Source organism: Saccharopolyspora sp. NPDC045839, from assembly GCF_056431645.1.
Genome location: NZ_JBWKKH010000024.1, coordinates 1 through 17,654 on the forward strand (window position 1 = coordinate 1; position 17,654 = coordinate 17,654).

At 70.6% G+C, this 17,654-nt stretch carries 17 protein-coding genes; 8 read left to right on the forward strand and 9 right to left on the reverse strand.

What is annotated here, in order from left to right:
- Positions 1-259: 259 nt before the first annotated feature.
- Both AC07EQ_RS28335 and AC07EQ_RS28340 read right to left on the reverse strand, forming a co-directional pair.
- Positions 260-1,003: a GntR family transcriptional regulator gene (locus AC07EQ_RS28335; protein WP_478390920.1), complete on the reverse strand. Its 744-nt coding sequence runs from the start codon at positions 1,001-1,003 to the stop codon at positions 260-262.
- Positions 1,004-1,130: 127 nt separating this feature from the next.
- The gene (locus AC07EQ_RS28340; RefSeq protein WP_478390921.1) at positions 1,131-1,901 is read right to left on the reverse strand and encodes a helix-turn-helix domain-containing protein; all 771 of its coding nucleotides are present in this window, start codon (positions 1,899-1,901) and stop codon (positions 1,131-1,133) included.
- 161 nt (positions 1,902-2,062) lie between these two features.
- Here AC07EQ_RS28340 and AC07EQ_RS28345 point away from each other — a divergent pair, with 161 nt between their 5' ends.
- Both AC07EQ_RS28345 and AC07EQ_RS28350 read left to right on the forward strand, forming a co-directional pair.
- Positions 2,063-2,464 (forward strand): hypothetical protein, encoded by a 402-nt coding sequence (locus AC07EQ_RS28345; RefSeq protein ID WP_478390922.1) that lies wholly within the window; start codon positions 2,063-2,065, stop codon positions 2,462-2,464.
- 3 nt (positions 2,465-2,467) lie between these two features.
- Positions 2,468-2,713, forward strand: coding sequence for a hypothetical protein (locus tag AC07EQ_RS28350; RefSeq protein ID WP_478390923.1), 246 nt, complete (start codon positions 2,468-2,470; stop codon positions 2,711-2,713).
- A 16-nt stretch (positions 2,714-2,729) separates the two neighbouring features.
- Here the strand turns inward: AC07EQ_RS28350 and AC07EQ_RS28355 are convergent, their stop codons facing one another.
- The 4 genes from AC07EQ_RS28355 to AC07EQ_RS28370 all read right to left on the reverse strand — a co-directional run bounded on the left by AC07EQ_RS28355 (position 2,730) and on the right by AC07EQ_RS28370 (position 9,088).
- Complete coding sequence (locus AC07EQ_RS28355) at positions 2,730-4,913, reverse strand: transglutaminaseTgpA domain-containing protein (RefSeq protein WP_478390924.1); 2,184 nt, start codon at positions 4,911-4,913, stop codon at positions 2,730-2,732.
- On the reverse strand, positions 4,910-6,031 hold the full coding sequence (locus AC07EQ_RS28360; RefSeq protein ID WP_478390925.1) for a DUF58 domain-containing protein: 1,122 nt from the start codon (positions 6,029-6,031) through the stop codon (positions 4,910-4,912). The genes AC07EQ_RS28355 and AC07EQ_RS28360 overlap by 4 nt, the downstream gene beginning before the upstream one ends.
- A 2-nt stretch (positions 6,032-6,033) precedes the next feature.
- Positions 6,034-6,987 carry an AAA family ATPase gene (locus AC07EQ_RS28365; protein WP_478390926.1) on the reverse strand — a complete coding sequence of 318 codons (954 nt, stop codon included), beginning with the start codon at positions 6,985-6,987 and terminating at the stop codon, positions 6,034-6,036.
- 73 nt (positions 6,988-7,060) lie between these two features.
- Positions 7,061-9,088, reverse strand: coding sequence for a fibronectin type III domain-containing protein (locus AC07EQ_RS28370; protein WP_478390927.1), 2,028 nt, complete (start codon positions 9,086-9,088; stop codon positions 7,061-7,063).
- 134 nt (positions 9,089-9,222) lie between these two features.
- On the opposite strand from AC07EQ_RS28370, the gene AC07EQ_RS28375 reads away from it, so the two are divergent.
- Positions 9,223-10,440 (forward strand): type VII secretion protein EccE, encoded by a 1,218-nt coding sequence (locus tag AC07EQ_RS28375; RefSeq protein WP_478390928.1) that lies wholly within the window; start codon positions 9,223-9,225, stop codon positions 10,438-10,440.
- A gap of 88 nt (positions 10,441-10,528) precedes the next feature.
- On the opposite strand, the gene aztA is transcribed toward AC07EQ_RS28375, so the two are convergent.
- A complete protein-coding gene (gene aztA / locus AC07EQ_RS28380; protein WP_478390929.1) occupies positions 10,529-11,239 on the reverse strand; it encodes a zinc ABC transporter ATP-binding protein AztA in 711 nt (236 codons plus the stop codon).
- Positions 11,240-11,317: 78 nt separating this feature from the next.
- Here aztA and aztB point away from each other — a divergent pair, with 78 nt between their 5' ends.
- The 4 genes from aztB to aztD all read left to right on the forward strand — a co-directional run bounded on the left by aztB (position 11,318) and on the right by aztD (position 15,565).
- A complete protein-coding gene (gene aztB / locus AC07EQ_RS28385; protein ID WP_478390930.1) occupies positions 11,318-12,163 on the forward strand; it encodes a zinc ABC transporter permease AztB in 846 nt (281 codons plus the stop codon).
- Positions 12,164-12,185: 22 nt separating this feature from the next.
- Complete coding sequence (locus tag AC07EQ_RS28390) at positions 12,186-13,394, forward strand: hypothetical protein (RefSeq protein ID WP_478390931.1); 1,209 nt, start codon at positions 12,186-12,188, stop codon at positions 13,392-13,394.
- Complete coding sequence (aztC, locus tag AC07EQ_RS28395; RefSeq protein ID WP_478390932.1) at positions 13,391-14,335, forward strand: zinc ABC transporter substrate-binding protein AztC; 945 nt, start codon at positions 13,391-13,393, stop codon at positions 14,333-14,335. The genes AC07EQ_RS28390 and aztC overlap by 4 nt, the downstream gene beginning before the upstream one ends.
- A gap of 66 nt (positions 14,336-14,401) precedes the next feature.
- Positions 14,402-15,565, forward strand: coding sequence for a zinc metallochaperone AztD (gene aztD / locus AC07EQ_RS28400; RefSeq protein WP_478390933.1), 1,164 nt, complete (start codon positions 14,402-14,404; stop codon positions 15,563-15,565).
- 88 nt (positions 15,566-15,653) lie between these two features.
- Here aztD and AC07EQ_RS28405 read toward each other — a convergent pair whose 3' ends face one another.
- The gene (locus AC07EQ_RS28405; protein ID WP_478390934.1) at positions 15,654-16,073 is read right to left on the reverse strand and encodes a DUF2000 domain-containing protein; all 420 of its coding nucleotides are present in this window, start codon (positions 16,071-16,073) and stop codon (positions 15,654-15,656) included.
- Entirely contained in the window at positions 16,070-17,068 is a 999-nt protein-coding gene (locus tag AC07EQ_RS28410; protein ID WP_478390935.1) for a DMT family transporter, read from the reverse strand. Before AC07EQ_RS28410 ends, AC07EQ_RS28405 begins: the two co-directional genes overlap by 4 nt.
- A 110-nt stretch (positions 17,069-17,178) precedes the next feature.
- Between AC07EQ_RS28410 and AC07EQ_RS28415 the strand changes: the two genes are divergently transcribed.
- On the forward strand, positions 17,179-17,649 hold the full coding sequence (locus tag AC07EQ_RS28415) for an Lrp/AsnC family transcriptional regulator (RefSeq protein ID WP_478391036.1): 471 nt from the start codon (positions 17,179-17,181) through the stop codon (positions 17,647-17,649).
- Positions 17,650-17,654 lie beyond the last annotated feature (5 nt).

Here is a 17,654-nt window from a genome sequence, read left to right on the forward strand (position 1 = left end):
AAGGACATTGTGGGCGGGAGGGGCCCACCTTCTCCTTCCGGGGGGGGGGGGGGTGGGTTGGGGGGGGGGGGGGGGGGGGGGGGGGGGGTTTTTTTTTTTTTTTTTTTTTTTTTTTTTTTTTTTTTTTTCCCCCCCCCCCCCCCCACCCCCCCCCCCGGCCCCGTACCCGCAGGAACACCGCTCCAGACGCAGATTCACGTCATGCCGCGGGCAAAACCGCGAAACTCCGGGCCATGTTGTCCGCGCCGTCGAGATGGCGTCAGATGGCATCCCATGCGTAGCGCAGTTCGTACGACTCTCCCGACATCACCATGTCGTTCACCTCGACCACTCGGTCGCCGCTCCACGTCCGGCGGCGAACCGCCAGCACGGGACCGCTGCCGAGGCCGAGCAGCTTCCGTTCGTTCGCGTCCGGCATCCGGGCGCTCACGATCTCCTCGTGCCGGGTGATCTCGTAGCCCTGTTCTTCCAGCCTGGCGAACACACCGCCCGGCCCGGTCTCCACCTCTTCCAGGGTGGTGCCCCTGGTGATCTCACGGGGCAGCCGCGAAACAGCCAGCATCACCGGTTGATCGTCCGCACTCATCACCCGGTCGCGAACGCAGAGCTCGGAACCCTCTTCAACATCAAGGAGTTCCGCGTAATCCTGAGCAGGCTCGAACCACACCCGGACCGAGGACGACGGGGCGAAGTCCTGTGCCGCCGCTTCCGCTAGGAAAGCAGCCTTGTTCGCTTCCCGCCGGGCCTTCGACAGACGTTCGCGGGAGTCCAGCCGCCGGACCACCTTCGGTGGTGCGACGAACACGCCCACTCCGTGACGCATCTGAACCAGGCCGGCGTCACGAAGCTCCTTCAGCGCCTGGCGGACCGTTGTGCGTGATGCGTCGAACCGGTCCTGCAGAGCCTGCTCGGTCGGCAACTGATCGCCAACCGACAACTCGCCCCGGTCGATCTGACTGCGCAGCGTCGCCGCGATCTCTTGGTACTTCGCTGCGGCGGACATTGAAACACCTCGCACTAGACGTCTGAGTCCTCCCGAACGAGTGTGCCACCAGGTGACCGCTCGCCCATAACCTCACAAGCCGGGTAGGTTTCCGCCGGTGAGACCGCTTGACTGTGCTGAGCAGGCCCTATCTTCCCAGCACCGGGACGAGGCCCCGGAGCAGGTACGCTCCGCACCACCGGGACTCGGCGTCGGAGTCCAGGAGGGTTTCCTTCGTCAGGGCCTTTGCCAGCTTCCGGGGATTCGGCGCGGTGGTTGGGTCTTTCGCAACCGCCTTGGACGTATCCCAGTCGTGTTGCATCACCTTGGACACCTCGGACGCCAAGGACAGGAACCGGACCTTCTCGTCCGTCTCCAAGCACTCCACGATGAGCTCGATGTCCTCGCGCATCGACATCTTCGAAAGCACCGCTAGCGCGTTTGCGCGCAGCGTCGACGTCTTCCCGGTGCGGACCCACTCCCGCAGGTGGTTCGCCCCCGACTCACCGAGCTTCGACGCGAGGAAGAAGTCGACGGCGCGGCTGGACGGCGCGGTCGCCAACGCTCCGGGGTCGCCGCTGTCGATCGAATGGGCCAGCTCGGTGAGCGTCGGTCGGTCAGCTTTCATGGTGCGAGGGTGCGTGATGTCCCGGCGACGCAGCATGTCGTCTCCCAACGGGCCGAGTTCGCGTTCGTACGCCACCACGATATCTACCGTGATCGGCCGCCGACCAGTCTCGATCAGCCCGAGGTAGGGCTTGGAGTAGTTCGTGAGCCGCGCCATCTGCGCAAGGCTGATTCCCGCGTCAACCCGCGCGGACCGGAGTTCGGCACCGACCTCATCACCGGCAGAAGACACCTGTAGACCCCCAGAAGCTTCCGAGTCACGCCCAGTAATCCGAAGACTACAGAAAGACACCTCTCCGTTGACCAGTAGGCGGGGTTGTCTTTCCAGAGATCGGGAGGCGCGATGTGGAAACGCTTGCTGGAAAGGCGTCAGTACCGGCGCGAGTGGGCCGCCATGCGGAAGCAGAGGAAACGGGTGGACCTGCGGAAGTGGCCCGTGCCTTGGGGGCTGCGATGAGCGAACCGCTGTCGCTTGAGCTGACGGAGCTGCTCACCGAGTTGCGCTTGCGGGGTTGGACGCTGATTCGCTGGGGTCCGGAGCACGCCCCTCAGCTCATGGCCTCGATGTTCCAGCACCCGCAGGACTGCGCCGACGTCTTCATCCTCCGCAGCCAGGACCGGGCCACCGCGTACCGCGTGCCCACGCCGGAGAGCACTGGGGTGTTCAACCCGCAGGCCGTGGCTTACCAGTACCACGCCCCGCCACTGTGGACGCTCCGGGCGATTCTGGCGCTTCCAGCGCCAACACACCCGCAAGCTCCGTTCTGCATCCAGGAACCGGCTCATGAGTGCTTCTTGCCGGAGAGGCTGGCCCGGCCGGTTCTGATCCGCCCGTTGTCACCGTCCGCGAGTTAGCGAATGGCAAAGCTCCCGTGTCAATGGCTGTACCTGGGCGGCTTCACCTTCCGCTGGGGGCGTGGGGACTCCGCTGTCGACGTCCTGCGCGGTGACACCGGACCAGTGCACGAGAACCACCAACGGGTGGCCTCGATCCCGGTCGATCACAGCTGGGACGACATCCGAGACCTGGACCAGAAGGCGCGAGGGTGGCTGCACGCCACCGCAGCGCAGCGCGCAGCCGTGAGCCGGCGGAAGTCGAGATGACTTCTCAACCCATCCCTCAGGATCGGTCTTGCTGGCGGCTGGTGGGGAGCAGCGTTCGGAGTTCCAGTGCTGCTCTCAGTCTGGTGGACAGTGGGCGGGTCGCTAGTGCTCGCCGGACCTGTCGGACCTCTTCCCAGGCTCGCCGGGGTTGGCCGTCCGCCACCGGGACTCCCGACCACAGCGCCATGTCCAGCACCTTCGCCAGCCTTACCACCGGCTCCGCCGTTCGCTCTCCGATCATCGCGCCCGCCGACTCCGCCAGATCTCGCGGTGTCATCCCGATCCGGTACGGCACGCCGTGGGCTCGGATCCGGTCGCGGGCTTCCGCCCATGCACCCAGCACGCCGTCGGCGCCGGCCAGGCGCCTCCTGCGGCGGGTTCGCACGGACTTCGCCAGCGGCACTCCGACCAGCCAGCAGGCGAGCAGGAGCAGGACCACGGCAACCGGAACCACCACTGCCCACAGCATCGGGGCGGCACCGGATTCCTGTTCGCCCGCGTCCTCCTGCTGTCCCGGCGGGAGTTGGGGCGGGCGCAGTTGGTTCTCCGGCGGTAGCTGCTGCCTGGCCTGTGCGGCCGCCATGGCCAGGCCGGACCGCTCCCGGCCGGACTGGGTCGCGGTCGCGGTCGGGTCCAGCGGCACCCAGCCGACTCCCTCGACCGCCACCTCCGGCCACGCCAGCACGTCGCCGTTGCGCACCACCTTGAAGTCGCCCTCGGTCTTGTTCGAGCCGCGGAACCCGACGACCAGCCGGGCCGGGATGCCGTTCAGCCTCGCCAGGAGCACGTACGCGGCGGCGAACTGCTCGCTCGTCCCGCGCTTGCTCTCGAGGAGGAAGTGCCGCAGCTGCGGCCAGCCGTGCCCGGTCGGCAGGTCTTCGCCTACCGCGACCTGGTAGTTCTCGCTCAGGAACCGGTCGAGCTGCAGGGCCGCCTGGAACGTCGGGCGCAGCCCGCGCACCGAATCCCTGGCCAGCCGCCCGATTTCCGGTGGCACCACGCCGAGTCCGCCGAGCCCGCCCGCCGCGTGCGGATCCACCGGGGCGACGCCGAGCCGCGCCGCGTCGACCTGGGGCGTCGACCAGCTCAGCCGGTAGGAGACCTCCTGCCCGGTGGGCACCGGCGGATCCACCAGCAGCGCGCCCGAGGACTGGTCCACCAGCGGCGCGAGCCCGGTCACGCCCACCGGAACCGGCTGGCTCGGCAACCACGGCCCGAGCCCGCCCCGCACCCGCAGGTCGGCCGCGCCCGCGGTGCCGCCCGGCACCCCGTCGAGGCCGGTTCCCATCCGGCGCAGCCGCGCGCCGGTCGACCAGTTGGTTCCGTCGAAGCCGTCCAGCACCACCAGTCGCCACCGGTCGACCGGCGCATCGCTGCGGTAGCGGAACACCTCCCGCTCGCGGTCGCCCAGCCGCGCCGCGATCTGGTCCAGTGGATTGCTGAGCCGGTTCTGCTGCAACGGCGCCAGTCGGCCGTCCGCCAGGCGGTACGGATCGCCGCCGACCGGATCGAAGCCGCCGATGAGGACCGAGCCGGCCACCACGCCCACGATCGTCGGCACCACGAGCAGAATCCGCGCCTTGGACCCCCGGCGCGCCGGTTGGAGCCCACTGCGGGGCCGGGCGGCCGGGCGCCCGGGGCGCTCAGCCCAGAGCACCACTCCGGCCGGGACCGCGTAGGCGATCGCGGCAAGCAGTGCGGCGAGCCCGGTCAGCGCCTGGTACGCCTGGGCGAGCGCGACCACGGCCAGGCCCGGCAGCAACGCCACCATCGGCCTTCGCAGGCGCAGCAACAATTCCAGGCCGAGCGCGACGGCGAGCAGCACCGCCAGCGGGACGAACAGCAGCTGCTCGGCATCCGGGCGGGCGGGCCAGGTCGACTGCAGGCTGAGCAGCCAGCCCTCGGTCAACCCGCGTTCCAGCACCCGCAGCGTCTCCCCGGTGGGCAGGCCCACCACGGTGGTCGGGAACAGGACCGACTCGATCAGCCCGAGAAGAGCGCCCAGCAGCACCAGAACCGGGCGCCACGGCGCGAGTTCCGGCCACCGCGCGGCCAGTTCGACGCAGCCGTAGCCGACGAGCCCCACGACGAGCACCGGGACGATCAGCGGCGCCAAGCCGAAGACCGGCGCGAACAAGAACCCGGAAACCGCTGCGGCGCAGAGCAATCCGGCGACCGCCAGCCGGTTGCGCGCGGTCATGAAGGACCCGCCTGCAAGACGTTCCACTTCGCCGCGGCATCGGCCGCGTCCGACGCGGCGATCAGCCCGTTGCCCGCCGACGACTGCCGGGCGCCGAGCCGGACCAGCACATCCGGCCGCCAGCGGTGCGCGGCCACATCGGCATCCGGCCCGGTGATCACGACCAGGATGCCGCCGGGACGCGTCGCGTCGAGCGCGGCCGGCACCAGCGGCGCATCCGCCGCCGCGTCCTGGCCGACCAGGCACAACTCATCCAGCAGCGACCTGACCGCCCGCAGGCCGCTGTCGACCGGCGTGTCGATGCCGTGGGACGTGATCAGCCGGCAGTGCTGTCCGGCCGAGGCCGAGGCGTAGAGCAGCGAGGCCGCCACCTCGACGGCTTCCTCGAAAACGGCCGGGCTCATCGCGGCGGGCCGGGTGTCGAGGACCGCCGTGAACCGCAGCTGCGCCGGGTCGGCGTACTCGCGCACCATGAGCTGACCGGTCCGGGCCGTCGCTTTCCAGTGCAGGAAGCGCACTTCGTCACCGATCACGTACGGCCGGACGGCGCGCAGGTCCGCCGAACCGCGCAGCGGCGGATCGGTGATCGGCCCGTCGTGGTGGTGCCGCGGATACCCGGCCCGCGCGGGGCGCACCTGGTGCCGGCGCGGATGCGCCCACAGGTGCGCGGTGCCACCCGCGGTCCGGTCGCCGTGGGCGAGGCCGAAGGGATCGAACCGGCTCAGCACGAGCGGGCCGACCTGGAGCCGGCCGCGCGCCGTGGTGAGCAGCTCGTAGTGGTAGGTGGCCTCCGCGCCGGGCGCGAGCGGGCGGACCCGCACCTCGTTCGCCTCGGTGCCGACCCGGTCGGCCGCGGCGAAGCCGCCGTGCCGACGAGTGGTGCCGTTGCGGACCACCAGCGACGCCAGCGCGGGCTTGCCCCGCTCGACCCGGTCCGGCGTGACGGAGCGGATGACCTCCACCTTCGGCTGGACGAAGGTGGTGGCCACGGCGGCCAGCACCGCGCCGACCGCGACCCCTGCCAGAGCCCGGAACAGCGGGTACCCGGCCACCTCGCCGAAGGCGAAACACAGTGCGGCCCCGAGGAGAACGAGGATGCCGCGGCGGGTGAGCCGCACCCCTACCTCCTCGCCGGGTCCGTCGGCACGGCGGTGTCCGCCAGCAGCTCCGCCACCACGTCGCTCGCCTGCCGCTGGCTCAGCTCCGCGTCCGGGGTGAGCACGAGGCGGTGGGCGAGCACCGGGACGGCCACGTCCTTCACGTCGTCCGGCGTCACGAAGTCGCGGCCGTGGGTGGCGGCGAGCGCCTGGGCCGCCCGGATCAGGGCGATGCTGCCGCGCGGGCTGGCGCCGTAGCGGACCGCCGGATGGGTGCGGCTCGCCGCGGCCAGCCGCACCGCGTAGGAGATGACCTCGGGGGCCAGGCGCGACTTGCGCACCTCGGCGATCACCTGCTGCACGCCGCTGATGTCGATCACCGGCTGCAGCTCGTCCGGGCTCACCCCGGCGCAGTCGCCCATCACCACGCGCACCTCGGCGTCGTGCTCCGGGTAGCCGACGGACAGGCGCATCAGGAACCGGTCCAGCTGCGCCTCGGGCAACCGGTAGGTGCCCTCCATCTCGATCGGGTTCTGCGTGGCCACGACGAGGAACGGCCGGGGCACGTCCTGGCTGACCGAGTCGACGGTCACCCGGCGTTCGGCCATCACCTCCAGCAGCGCGGCCTGGGTCTTCGGCGTGCCCCGGTTGATCTCGTCAGCCAGCACCACGTTGGCGAAGATCGCGCCGGGGTGGAACTGGAACCGCTCGGCGTTCTGGTGGTACACCATCACGCCGGTGATGTCGCCGGGCAGCAGGTCGGGCGTGAACTGGATGCGGCTCCACCCGCCGCCGATGCTGGCCGCGATGCACCGCGCCATGGTCGTCTTCCCGACCCCGGGCACGTCCTCGATCAGCAGGTGCCCCTCGGCGAACAGGGCGGCCACCGCGAGCCGGACGACGTCCGCCTTGCCGCGCATCACCACCTGCACGTTCTCGGCGATGAGGTCGTAGGCGACCTTGGGGGTGGGTGTCACAGCAGTTCCTTGCCCTTTCCTCGACGCGAACCCGCCGGCCCGATCCAGAACACGACGCCCCGGATCCGCCCGGCTATCCCGGCACTCCCGTCCAGCTGTCCGTGGCCTGACCCGCCGGGGTCGTCATGTTGACCGTGATCTTGATGCTGCCGAACCAGGCGGCGTTGTTGAAGACGATCTCGGAAGGCCCGTCGCAGGACGCGGAAGCCGACAGGAAGTCGATGAAGCGCGCCTCGCAGGTCGCCGACGAGCCCTTGGTGTCGGCGTTGACGCTCACGATCAGCTTGCCGTTCTCGCCCCGCACGCGGGTGATCTCCACGGTGGGCGGGCCCGACGGCACGGTGACGCTCTGCTTGCCGGGCTTCCCCGTGAGCACGGGAGAACCGGACGGGCCGTACCGGGTGACCGCCCGGACCGTGATGGTGGTGGTGCCCGTGATCCCCTGGAATTCCGCGCTCTGGCCGGAAACCTCGCGTTCGCCCTTGCCGGACGCGCTCACCAGGTAGTGCACCAGCTCCGCCCCGTGGCGTTCGGGTTCGGTCCACGTCACCGAGACCCGCCCGTCGGCGCCCGCCTTCGCGGTGACCTTCGGTGCTTCGGCCGCGCGTCCCGGCACCACCGCCTTGGCGCTGGCGCCCGAGCCGCGGCCCGCCGAGTTCTCCGCGGTCACGGTGATCACGTAGGACTTGCCGTTGGTCAGCCCGCTCACCGTGGCGCTCGACGCCGACCCGTCGACCGTGGTCGACCCGCCCGACCAGCTCAGCCGGTACCTGGTGATCCGCGCGCCGTTGTTCGCGGCGGCGCCCCAGGTCACCGTGGCCGAGCCGTCGCCGGCGACCGCCTTGACGTTGCGGGGCGCGCCGGGCGGCGTCGCGGCCGCGACGACATCCGACAGCACGCCCGGCACCAGCGGCTCGGAGTCCGGTGGGTCGTCGGTGGTCGCCTCGTCGGCCGTCCCGTTGCGGGCGGCGTCGTCGATGGACACCTCGGCCGCCGATCCGTCCTCGCCGTCGACCACCAGCACCCGCGAGCCGTCCGAGGTGTCGACGTAGATCCGGTCGTCCTCGCCCAGCGCCGGTCGCGGCGGTTCGCCGTTCTCCGGAAGCTTCTTCGAGCTCTTCAACTGGCCCTTGCTGTCGTAGGTGAGCACTTCGTGCCGGGTCTCGTCGACCACCATGACGACGTGCGAGGCCGCGACGGGTCCGGCGATCTTGCCGTCCTTGGGCAGGTCCACCGAGACGGGCCGGGCGGTCGGGCCGTTCTTCTCCAGCCCGGCGGTGTCGATCAGGTGCAGCTGCTTTCGGTCCGGGTCGACGACGGCGAGCCGCCCGTCGACGGCGCTGTTGGCGACCTGCGCCGTGGGCGGCAGTTTCAGCCCGATCTCGGCGGATCCGCCGAGCCCGTCGCCGCTGATGGTGTGCAGCGTGTCCGCCGTGGTGTCGATCACCACCGCCCGGTCGCCGACGACGGCCAGCGCGCCGCCGTGGCCCTTGGGCAGTTCGGCGGGACAGGCGAGCCGGGTGGCGTCTCGCGGCAGCTGGCAGATCGAACCGGTGTCGATCCGGTGCAGCCACACCGTTCCGTCGGAGGTCGCCACCGGCGTGGACAGCGGGCCGCCCGCCGGGACGGTGGCCGTCGGGTCGCCGAGGCGCGCTACCCGGCCCGCGTTGCGGTAGACCAGGTACGGGCCGCCCGCGACCTCCAGCACGACCGGCCGCTCGGCGGCGGGTGGGGCGACGCTGTTCTCGACGCTCAGCGTCGACTTGCTGAACTCCGTGATCCGCGACCGCTCGACGACGTATCCGGAGCGCTCGCCCTGCACGACCTGGCTGCCCTGTTCCGCGCCGGGCACGCTCGCCCGCGCATCCACCTGGCCGGTCGACCCGTCGACGTGGAACGCCGACTGCGAAGCGCTGTTGTAGACCCAGTGGCCGACCTGGACGAACTGCAGGCCGGGCGGAACGGACGCCTGTCCGGTCACGGCCAGGCCGACCAGTCCCACGCAGCCGGCGACCAGCAGCGCGATCGCCGCGCGGCCGCGCGCAACGGCCCGAAGCCGCTGCAAGGCCGGGGATTTCGAGCCGGACGAGTCGTCAGTCACCCGATGACATTAACAAGCGGTCGATGAAGATTTGATGATAATCGCCAACTTCGGGCGGGAGCGTTCCGCTGTCACCGAATCCTCATTTTCCCTGCGGACACTGGGCCCGGGGGAAGGCACGAGGAGGCAGCACGGTGACCGATCCAGGCGCGACCCGAGCCGGCGTGCGAATCAACGCACCGGCGATCCCGCAACCGCGACCGATTCCGGCGTGGCAACCGGCGCACCCGGTCGCCGCCCCGGCACCCGAGCCCCCTGCTCGTTCTGCCGCCGGGCCGCCGGAAACGACGCCCGCGCAAGCACGTCCGCTCGGCAGGATCGGGGTGCTGCAGATCATGTGCTGGCAGCTCGTGCTGATCGCGGTCGTGCTGGTCATCGGCCGGCCGTGGCCCGCGATCGCCGCGGTCGTCGTGGTGGCCGCGATCGTCCTGGCACTGACCGCCGTGCGCACCCGCGACCGTTGGCTGTACGAATGGCTCGCGTTGTCGTGGAAGTACTTGCTGCGCAAGCGCGACCGGGATCTGCGGAGCGCGGACGAGGCCGGGCGCGCGCTGCTGCGCCTGATCTCGCCGGAATCGGTGTGGCTCGTGGACGACGTCGGCGACGACGTGGTGTCGATGCTCAGCCGGGCCGCCGGGATCTCAGCGGTGCTGCAACCGAGAACGACCGCACGCGCCCCGAAACCGATGCCGCCGCCGGAGACGATGCTGCCACCGCTGAGCGAGCAGGCACCGGCCTTCGCCGTGCAGGTGGTGCACCACGCCGGGTTCAGCCAGGCGCACGCACCACGTGTCTGGCTGACCCTGCAAGTGCTGCGCACGGTCGAAGTGCATCGGGACGCGGAAGTCCGGCAGGCGCTCGGCAACGCCGTCCGGCGGGTGAAGCGCCAGCTCCGCCGCGACGGCACGCCCACCAGAGGACTCACCGAGCACGAGGTCCTCGGCACCATCTCCTCGCTCGCCCACGTCACGGCCGCCCGCAGCCGCATCCGGGAGCAGTGGCGGCTCTGGCACACCGGCCCGGTCTCGCAGGCGACCTTCGAACTCGAAGGCTGGTCGGGCCTTTCCCCGGCGGTCGCAACGCAGGCATTGCACCGGCTGCTCGCGGCCGCGCCGCACGCGGCGGTGACGATCGCCGTGACGGCCCACCGGTCGACGACCGACGCAGAGCCCCGCGTGAGCGCGACGATGCGCCTAGCGGCGGCGAACCTCCAGGCGCTGGAGCACACGACCCAGGTGCTGACCGGGCTGGCCCGCGGCTGGGGCATCGGCGTGGACCGCCTCGACGGACGGCACGTCCGGGGAGTGGCAGCCACCCTGCCGATCGGTCTCTCGGACGCACGTCGCCCGTGAGTGTTTTGGGGTGCCATAGCGCCCCAAAACACTCACGGGCAGTGCGCGAACCCGCGTCCAGGCGAGCAAATCTTCGCCGCACGTCATGTCAGCTCAGCGGCCGGATGCCCCAGACCTCTTCGAGCACCGGCGGGGTCAGGACGGCGGCGGGTGCGCCCGCGGCGATCAGCTTTCCGCCGTCGAGCACCAGGCAGTGATCCGCACGCATCGCTTCGGCGAAGTCGTGGGTCACCTGAACCACGGTCGCCCCTTGCGCTTTGGCGTTCTCGAGGGCCGCTGAGATCAGGCGGCGCGCTTCGGCGTCCAGTCCGGAACCCGGTTCGTCGAGCAGGAGCAGACCGGACTCCTGGGCGAGCCCTTGCGCGAGCAGGGCGCGCTGGCGCTGGCCACCCGACAACGAACCGAGCCGGCGGGCCGCCACCGGGAGGAGTTCCAGGCCGGCCAGACATTCCTCGACGACGGCCCGGTCGTGGCCGGTCAGGCGCCGCCACGGGCCGCGGTGCGCCCATCGCCCCATGGAAACCGCGTCGCGGACGCTGATCGGCAGCGAATCCGACACCGCACTTCGTTGCGCGACGAACGCGGGTTCCCGGTCCCGCTCGACCGAACCCGCGGCGGGCCTGAGCACACCCGCGAGCACGCCGAGCAACGTCGACTTCCCGGAGCCGTTGGGACCGACGACGGCTGTCATCCGCCCGCGCGGGAACGTGGCGCTGAGACCGCGCAGCACCGGTTCGCGCGTGTACCCGACCGTCAGGTCGCGGACGGTGATCTCCGGTTGATCGCTGGTGATCGTCACAGCACCCCTCGCACGGTGTTCGGCATCACCGAAACACTATCTACATTGATAATCATTTTCAATATAGAGTGCTGCCTCATGGATTGGCTGTTCGTCCCGTTCGAAGTGTCTTTCGTGGCGCGGGCGCTGTGGGCCGGGACGCTCGTCTCGTCGATCTGCGCGCTGGTCGGCACCTGGGTCGTCCTGCGCGGCATGGCGTTCCTCGGCGACGCCATGTCGCACGGGATGCTCCCCGGTGTCGCGCTGGCCTCGCTGCTGGGCGGGAACCTGCTGCTCGGAGCGGCGCTCAGCGCAGGCGCGATGACGCTCGGCGTGACCGCGCTCGGCAGGTCGTCGCGGCTGTCGCAGGACACCGCCATCGGCTTGCTGTTCGTCGGGATGCTGTCGCTGGGCGTGATCATCGTTTCGCACTCGCAGTCCTTCGCGGTCGACCTGACCGGCTTCCTGTTCGGTGACGTCCTGGCAGTGCGCGGGCAAGACCTCGGCTACCTCGTGGCGGCGCTGGTCGTCGCCGCGTCGGTGTCCGTGCTCGGCCACCGCTCGTTCGTCGCGCTCGCCTTCGATCCGCGGAAGGCGCACACGCTCGGCCTGCGGCCCCGCTTGGCGCACGCCTGCCTGCTCGGCCTGATCACGCTGGCGATCGTCGCGTCGTTCCACGTCGTCGGAACGTTGCTGGTGTTCAGCCTTCTCATCGCGCCGCCCGCCGCAGCCGTCCTCTGGGTCGACAGGATTCCCGCGATCATGCTCGTCGCGGCGTTGATCGGGGCCGCCGCGACGGTCATCGGGCTGGTCGGCTCGTGGCATTGGGGCACCGCGGCCGGGGCGACGATCTCGGCGGCCGCGGTCGCGCTGTTCTTCCTCTCCGCGCTCGGCGCGGAAATCCGCCACCGCGTGCAGCGGATCTCAACCACGTCAGGCGAGTAGAAGCCGGAATCCAGAGGTGATCGTGAGCCACATCAGAAGGAAATCCGTTGCCGTCGCGGGGTTGTCGGTCGCCGCGGTGGTCCTCGCGGGATGCGCCGGGCCGGACACGCCGACGCCGGCCGAAGAATTACCGCACGGCTACGTCGAAGGCGCGGAGGAGGCGGCCGAGGCGCAGTCGCGCCTGGTGGTCGCCGACGCGGATGCCGGAACCGTGCGCGTGCTGGACCTGATCACCGGCGACGTCACGGAGGCCGGTCAGGTGCACGGTGTCGAGGACGTCGTCGGTGACGGGCGGTTCGCCTACCTGACATCGGGCCGGTCGGTCCGGATCGTCGACAGCGGCTCCTGGATGGTCGACCACGGCGATCACGTGCACTACTACCGCGCCGCCGTTCGCGAGGTCGGCACGATCGCGGGAACCGGGCCGGTGCGCGCGTACCGCGATCCAGCGGTCGTCGCGGTGTCGTTCGGCGACGGCACGGCCAGCCTGCTGGATCGCGCCGAGCTGGACGCGGGCACGATCTCCGAGACGGGCAAGATCGAGGACGTGGCGCGTGGCGCGGCGGTGCTGCCCTTCGACGGCCACGTCCTCGTACCGGTCGAGCAGCCCGGTCGGGCCGGCGCGGTGCAAGTCCGGAGCCGGGACGGGCAGCCGGTCACGACCATCGACCAGCCCTGCCCCGGCCCGGCCGGTGCCGCTGTCACCCGGCGAGGCGTCGTGTTCGGTTGCGCCGACGGCGCTCTCCTGGTCGGTTCGAAGGACGGCAGGTTCAGCGGCGAGAAGATTCCGTACCCGCGGCCGGTTTCAGCGGACGAGCGCGCGCAGGAGTTCGACCACCGGCCGGGCAGCGACACGCTCGCGGCGAAAGCCGGTGAAGCCGGCGTCTGGTCGCTCGATGTCGCGCATCGCAAGTGGACGTACGTCGCCAGCGGCCCGGTGCTGGCGGCCAACGCGGTCGGCGCCGGCGGGCCCCTTCTGACCCTCACCGCGGACGGCGCGCTGCACGCGTTCGACGGCGAAACCGGCCAGGAGACGGCGGTCGTTCCGCTGCTGAACGATCCGGTGGCGGGCGGGGCCGCACCGACGATCGAGATCGACACCAGCCGGGCCTACATCAACGACGCGGCCGCGGGCGTCGTCCACGAGATCGACTACAACGACGCCCTCCGCCGCGCTCGCACCTTCGAACTCGGCGGCCGGGCCACTCACCTGGTGGAGACGGGACGATGAGCACTGGAACACGCAACGGCGGCCGGCGCTCCGCCCGGCTCCTCATCGCCTCGGGGATCGCCTTCCTGCTCGCGCTCACCGGCTGCGCCGCCGGGGAGCAGGACCGCTCGGGCGTGGTCGTCACGACCAACATCCTCGGCGACATCACCCGGCAGATCGTCGGCGACGAAGCCGAGGTGACGGTGCTGATGAAACCCGACGCGGACCCGCACTCCTTCGGGATCTCGGCGCAGCAGGCGGCGAAGCTGGAGCATTCCGGTCTTGTCGTCCACAATGGATTGGGCCTGGAAGAAGGCGTCGCGCGCAACGTCCAGGCGGCGGAAGCCGCCGGGATCCCGACCCTGGCCGTGGGCTCCGAGGTGGATCCCGTCCGCTACACCGCAGCGGGCACCAACGGCCGCCTTGACCCGCACTTCTGGACCGACCCGCAGCGCGTGAGCCGGGCGGTCGACGTGATCGCCGAGCAGGTCATCGCGCACGTCGAGGGCGTGGACCCGCAGGCCGTGCGCGCCAACGCGGCGCGGTACCGGGCCGCGGTCGACCGGCTCGATGCGGAAATGGGCCGGCAGTTCGCCGGCATCCCGGCCGAACGCCGCAAGCTGGTGACCAACCACCACGTGTTCGGGTACCTCGCGCAGCGCTACGACTTCGAGGTCGTCGGCGCGGTGATTCCCAGCGGAACAACGCTCGCCTCGCCCAGCGCGTCAGACCTGAAGTCCCTCGCGGACACGGTTCGCGCGGCCGGCGTCCCGGCGATCTTCGCCGACTCCTCCCAGCCGGACCGCCTCGCGCGAGTCCTCGCCGACCAGGCCGGACTGGACGTCGAGGTCGTGCCGCTGTTCTCCGAATCGCTGAGCCGACCGGGCCGGGGCGCCGGCGACTACCTGGAAATGATGCGGTCCAACGCCGAGTCCATCGCACGGGGACTCGGCCGGGGCTGAACCGCGCGAGCCCGGAGCCCGGGCACCTGCTGGATCCGTCCGTCCGAAGTGGAATGGAAGATGATGATGAATACGGGTTCTCGCAAGAAGATCGCCGCGGCGTCCGCGGCGTTATCCCTCACCGTCGTGCTGGGCGCCTGCGGCACCGCGCAGGCACCGCCCCGGGAGAACGCGCCGGTCACGGTGGCCGATCCGGTCACCGTGACCTACGACGGCGGCGTCTACGTCCTCGACGGCAGGACCTTGGAAGTCGTCAAGGACCTGCCGCTGGCAGGCTTCAACCGCCTCAACCCGGCCGGCGACGACCGCCACGTCCTGGTTTCCACCGCGACGGGTTTCCGCGTGCTCGACGCGGCCGGCGCGAACCTGAGCGACGTCGAGTTCAAGGGCGCCAAGCCCGGTCACGTCGTGCCGCACGCCGGCAAGACCGTGCTCTTCTCCGACGGCACCGGCGAAGTCACGGTCTTCGATCCCGAAGCGCTCGGTTCCGGCATGCCGCCGACCGAGGTGTACCGGACGCCCGAACCGCACCACGGCGTCGCGATCGAGCTGGCCAACGGCGAGCTCGTGGTCACGGTCGGGAACGAGGAGGAGCGGGTCGGCATCGCGGTGCTCGACGCCGCGCGCAAGGAGATCGCGCGCAGCGAGGACTGCCCCGGCGTGCACGGCGAAGCGACCGCGCAGGGCGAGGCCGTCGTGATCGGCTGCGAGAACGGTGTGCTGATCTACCGCGGCGGCACCATCACGAAGGTCGCCGGCCCCACCGAGTACGGCCGGATCGGCAACCAGGCCGGCTCCGCCGCGTCGCCGGTCGTGCTGGGCGACTACAAGAAGGACGAGCACGCCGAACTGGAGCGTCCCCAGCAGGTTTCGCTCATCGACACCACCAGCGGAAGCCTGCGGCTGGTCGACATCGGCACCAGCTACACCTTCCGCTCCCTCGCCCGGGGGCCGCAGGGCGAGGCCCTCGTCCTGGGCACTGACGGCCGGATCCACCAGATCGACCCGGCGACCGCCCAGGTCACGCGGACGATTCCGGTCCTGGATCCGTGGCAGGAGCCGCTGGAGTGGCAGCAGCCGCGGCCCGCGATCTTCGTCCGCGGCGGTACCGCCTACATCACGGATCCGGCGCAGAAGAAGATCCACGCGATCGATCTGGCATCGGGGAAGAACCTCGCCACCGGCGACCTGCCCGCCACCCCGAACGAACTCAGCGGCGTCCGCTCCTGACGCTCCAACGCCTCCGTCGCCCCCCCTGAACCCGCCCGGCGGTGGCCCCGCGGCTCACGACGAGCAGGGCCACCGCCGGGCGGGCAGCTCAGCGGAGCAGAGGCAGCGAGCCGACGAGCTTGTTGACCTGCTTGCGCGGGCCGTACAGGCCGACACCGACACTGGCCAGGTCGGCGGTCGGGGTGGCCGCCATCTTGTCGATGTATTCCTCGTACGTCTTGCAGCCCTGAGCCAGGGAACTGAAGCCGACGAAGAACATCCCGTCCTGCGCGGCCGAGGCCTGCACGATGGTGCCGACCTGCTCGCGCGGCGCCACCAGGATCGGCAGCGGGGTGTAGATGATGCCGGGGTGGGTCACGCCGTCGGCGTCCTTCACGTCCACGCCGACGAGGCCCTCGACGCGGTGCCCCATGGTCAGCGAGAGCACGCTCGCCGCGTTGACCGCGAGTCCCGTGGGCAGCTCGTCGCTGACCACGATCGCGCACTTGAACTCTGGCCGGCCTGTCATGCGTTGTCCTTCTCTGCGTTCGATTTCGCCGCGTTCGGTACTGCCGCGGGTCTGTCGTTCTTTCGTTGGTACAGGCCGAACACCACGCCGGCGATGACGACCGCACCTCCGATGATCTGTTGCACGCCGATGGATTCCCCAGCCAGCAACGCCGCCCACACCAGGCCCGCCACCGGGACGATGTTGAGCAGGTTGACCGCCACGCTGGGCAGCAGCCCGCGCAATCCGTAGTTGTAGAGCAGGAACGCGGCCACCGAGCAAAGCCCGGCCAGGAACAGCATGCGGCCGAGGTTGGCCGGGGACGGCCAGGCCCAGCGGTCCGTTTCGAACAGCGACATCGCGATGAAACCGAGCGCTCCGGCCAGCGTCTGGTAGTACGTCACCACGACCGGCGAGGCGCCCGAGGTGTCGCGCTGCGCCACCAGGTTGTATCCGGCCCAGACGAGCCCGCCGAGGATCAGCAGCGCGTCGCCCCACAACCGGTTCCGGAGATCACCGCCCGTTCCGCCCTGCACGACCAGCCAGACCCCGCCGATGGCGATGACCATGCCGGCCAGCCGGACGACCGAGAGCGTGGCCCGCCGCAGGATCAGCTCCAGGGCCAGGGTGATGATCGGATACGAGGCGACGATCAGCGTCGCGTCGGACGCCGTCGCCAGGTCGACGCCGAGGTTCTCCACGGCGAAGTACGCCGTGATGCCCAGCAGTCCGGCCAGGCCGATGAACAACCGCTGCCGGACCGTCGGCAGCCGCCGGTCCCGCCTGGTGTGGATCACTGCGGCGAGGATGAGGGCGGCGAAGCCGAACCGGATCGCGCCGATCGTCATCGGCGGGATCTCCGCCAACGCCACCTCGGTGACCGCGAACGACGCGCTCCAAATCAGCGCCGCCACCACGACGGCCGCGACGGCCAGGGTGTGCCCGCCCCCGCGAACGGGGTCTGCGGGGCCTGCCGCGGCGGTGAGGTCGGCGAGATCGCTGTCACGCAGGGTCATGGCGCCCAACGTAGCGATCACTGCGGATGTTCCAGGCATTCGTCGTGATAAGTTCGGCCACTCGCCGAAAATCTCGAATTCTGCACGGACGCGGGGTGCTGACGATGGTGCTGGACGAACTTGACACGGCGTTGCTGACGCTCCTGCAGGAGGACGCCCGGCTGACGAACAAGGAACTGGCCGCCCGCCTGCACGTGGCACAGTCCACCTGCCTGGAACGCATCCGCAGGCTGACCAAGCGCGGCATCCTGCGCGGCCAGCACGCCGATGTGGACCTGCGGAAGATCGGCCGCGGCACCCAGGCGATGGTGGCCGTGCAGCTGCGCCCGCCGGACCGCGCGGTGATCGAGTCGTTCCAGTCCTTCGTGGCGAGCCTGCCGGAAGTGCTGTCGTACTTCGTCATGTCCGGTGGCGACGACTTCCTGCTGCACATCGCGGTGGCCGACAACGATCAGCTCAGCGCCTTCATCCTGGACCGCCTCACCAAGCGGCGGGAGATCGTGAACGTGCGGACCTCGGTGATCTTCAGTCATGTCCGGAGTTCCGTGGTCGTGCCCCTGCCGGGCACGGAGGAACCATGACAGGC

Excerpts from the sequence above, each read along its gene's own strand:
- AC07EQ_RS28350 (WP_478390923.1), top strand. The coding sequence starts at position 2,468 with ATGGCAAAGCTCCCGTGTCAATGGCTGTACCTGGGCGGCTTCACCTTC.
- AC07EQ_RS28345 (WP_478390922.1), top strand. The coding sequence starts at position 2,063 with ATGAGCGAACCGCTGTCGCTTGAGCTGACGGAGCTGCTCACCGAGTTG.
- AC07EQ_RS28355 (WP_478390924.1), bottom strand. The coding sequence starts at position 4,913 with ATGACCGCGCGCAACCGGCTGGCGGTCGCCGGATTGCTCTGCGCCGCA.
- aztD (WP_478390933.1), top strand. The coding sequence starts at position 14,402 with ATGAATACGGGTTCTCGCAAGAAGATCGCCGCGGCGTCCGCGGCGTTA.
- AC07EQ_RS28335 (WP_478390920.1), bottom strand. The coding sequence starts at position 1,003 with ATGTCCGCCGCAGCGAAGTACCAAGAGATCGCGGCGACGCTGCGCAGT.
- aztB (WP_478390930.1), top strand. The coding sequence starts at position 11,318 with ATGGATTGGCTGTTCGTCCCGTTCGAAGTGTCTTTCGTGGCGCGGGCG.
- aztC (WP_478390932.1), top strand. The coding sequence starts at position 13,391 with ATGAGCACTGGAACACGCAACGGCGGCCGGCGCTCCGCCCGGCTCCTC.
- AC07EQ_RS28410 (WP_478390935.1), bottom strand. The coding sequence starts at position 17,068 with ATGACCCTGCGTGACAGCGATCTCGCCGACCTCACCGCCGCGGCAGGC.
- AC07EQ_RS28405 (WP_478390934.1), bottom strand. The coding sequence starts at position 16,073 with ATGACAGGCCGGCCAGAGTTCAAGTGCGCGATCGTGGTCAGCGACGAG.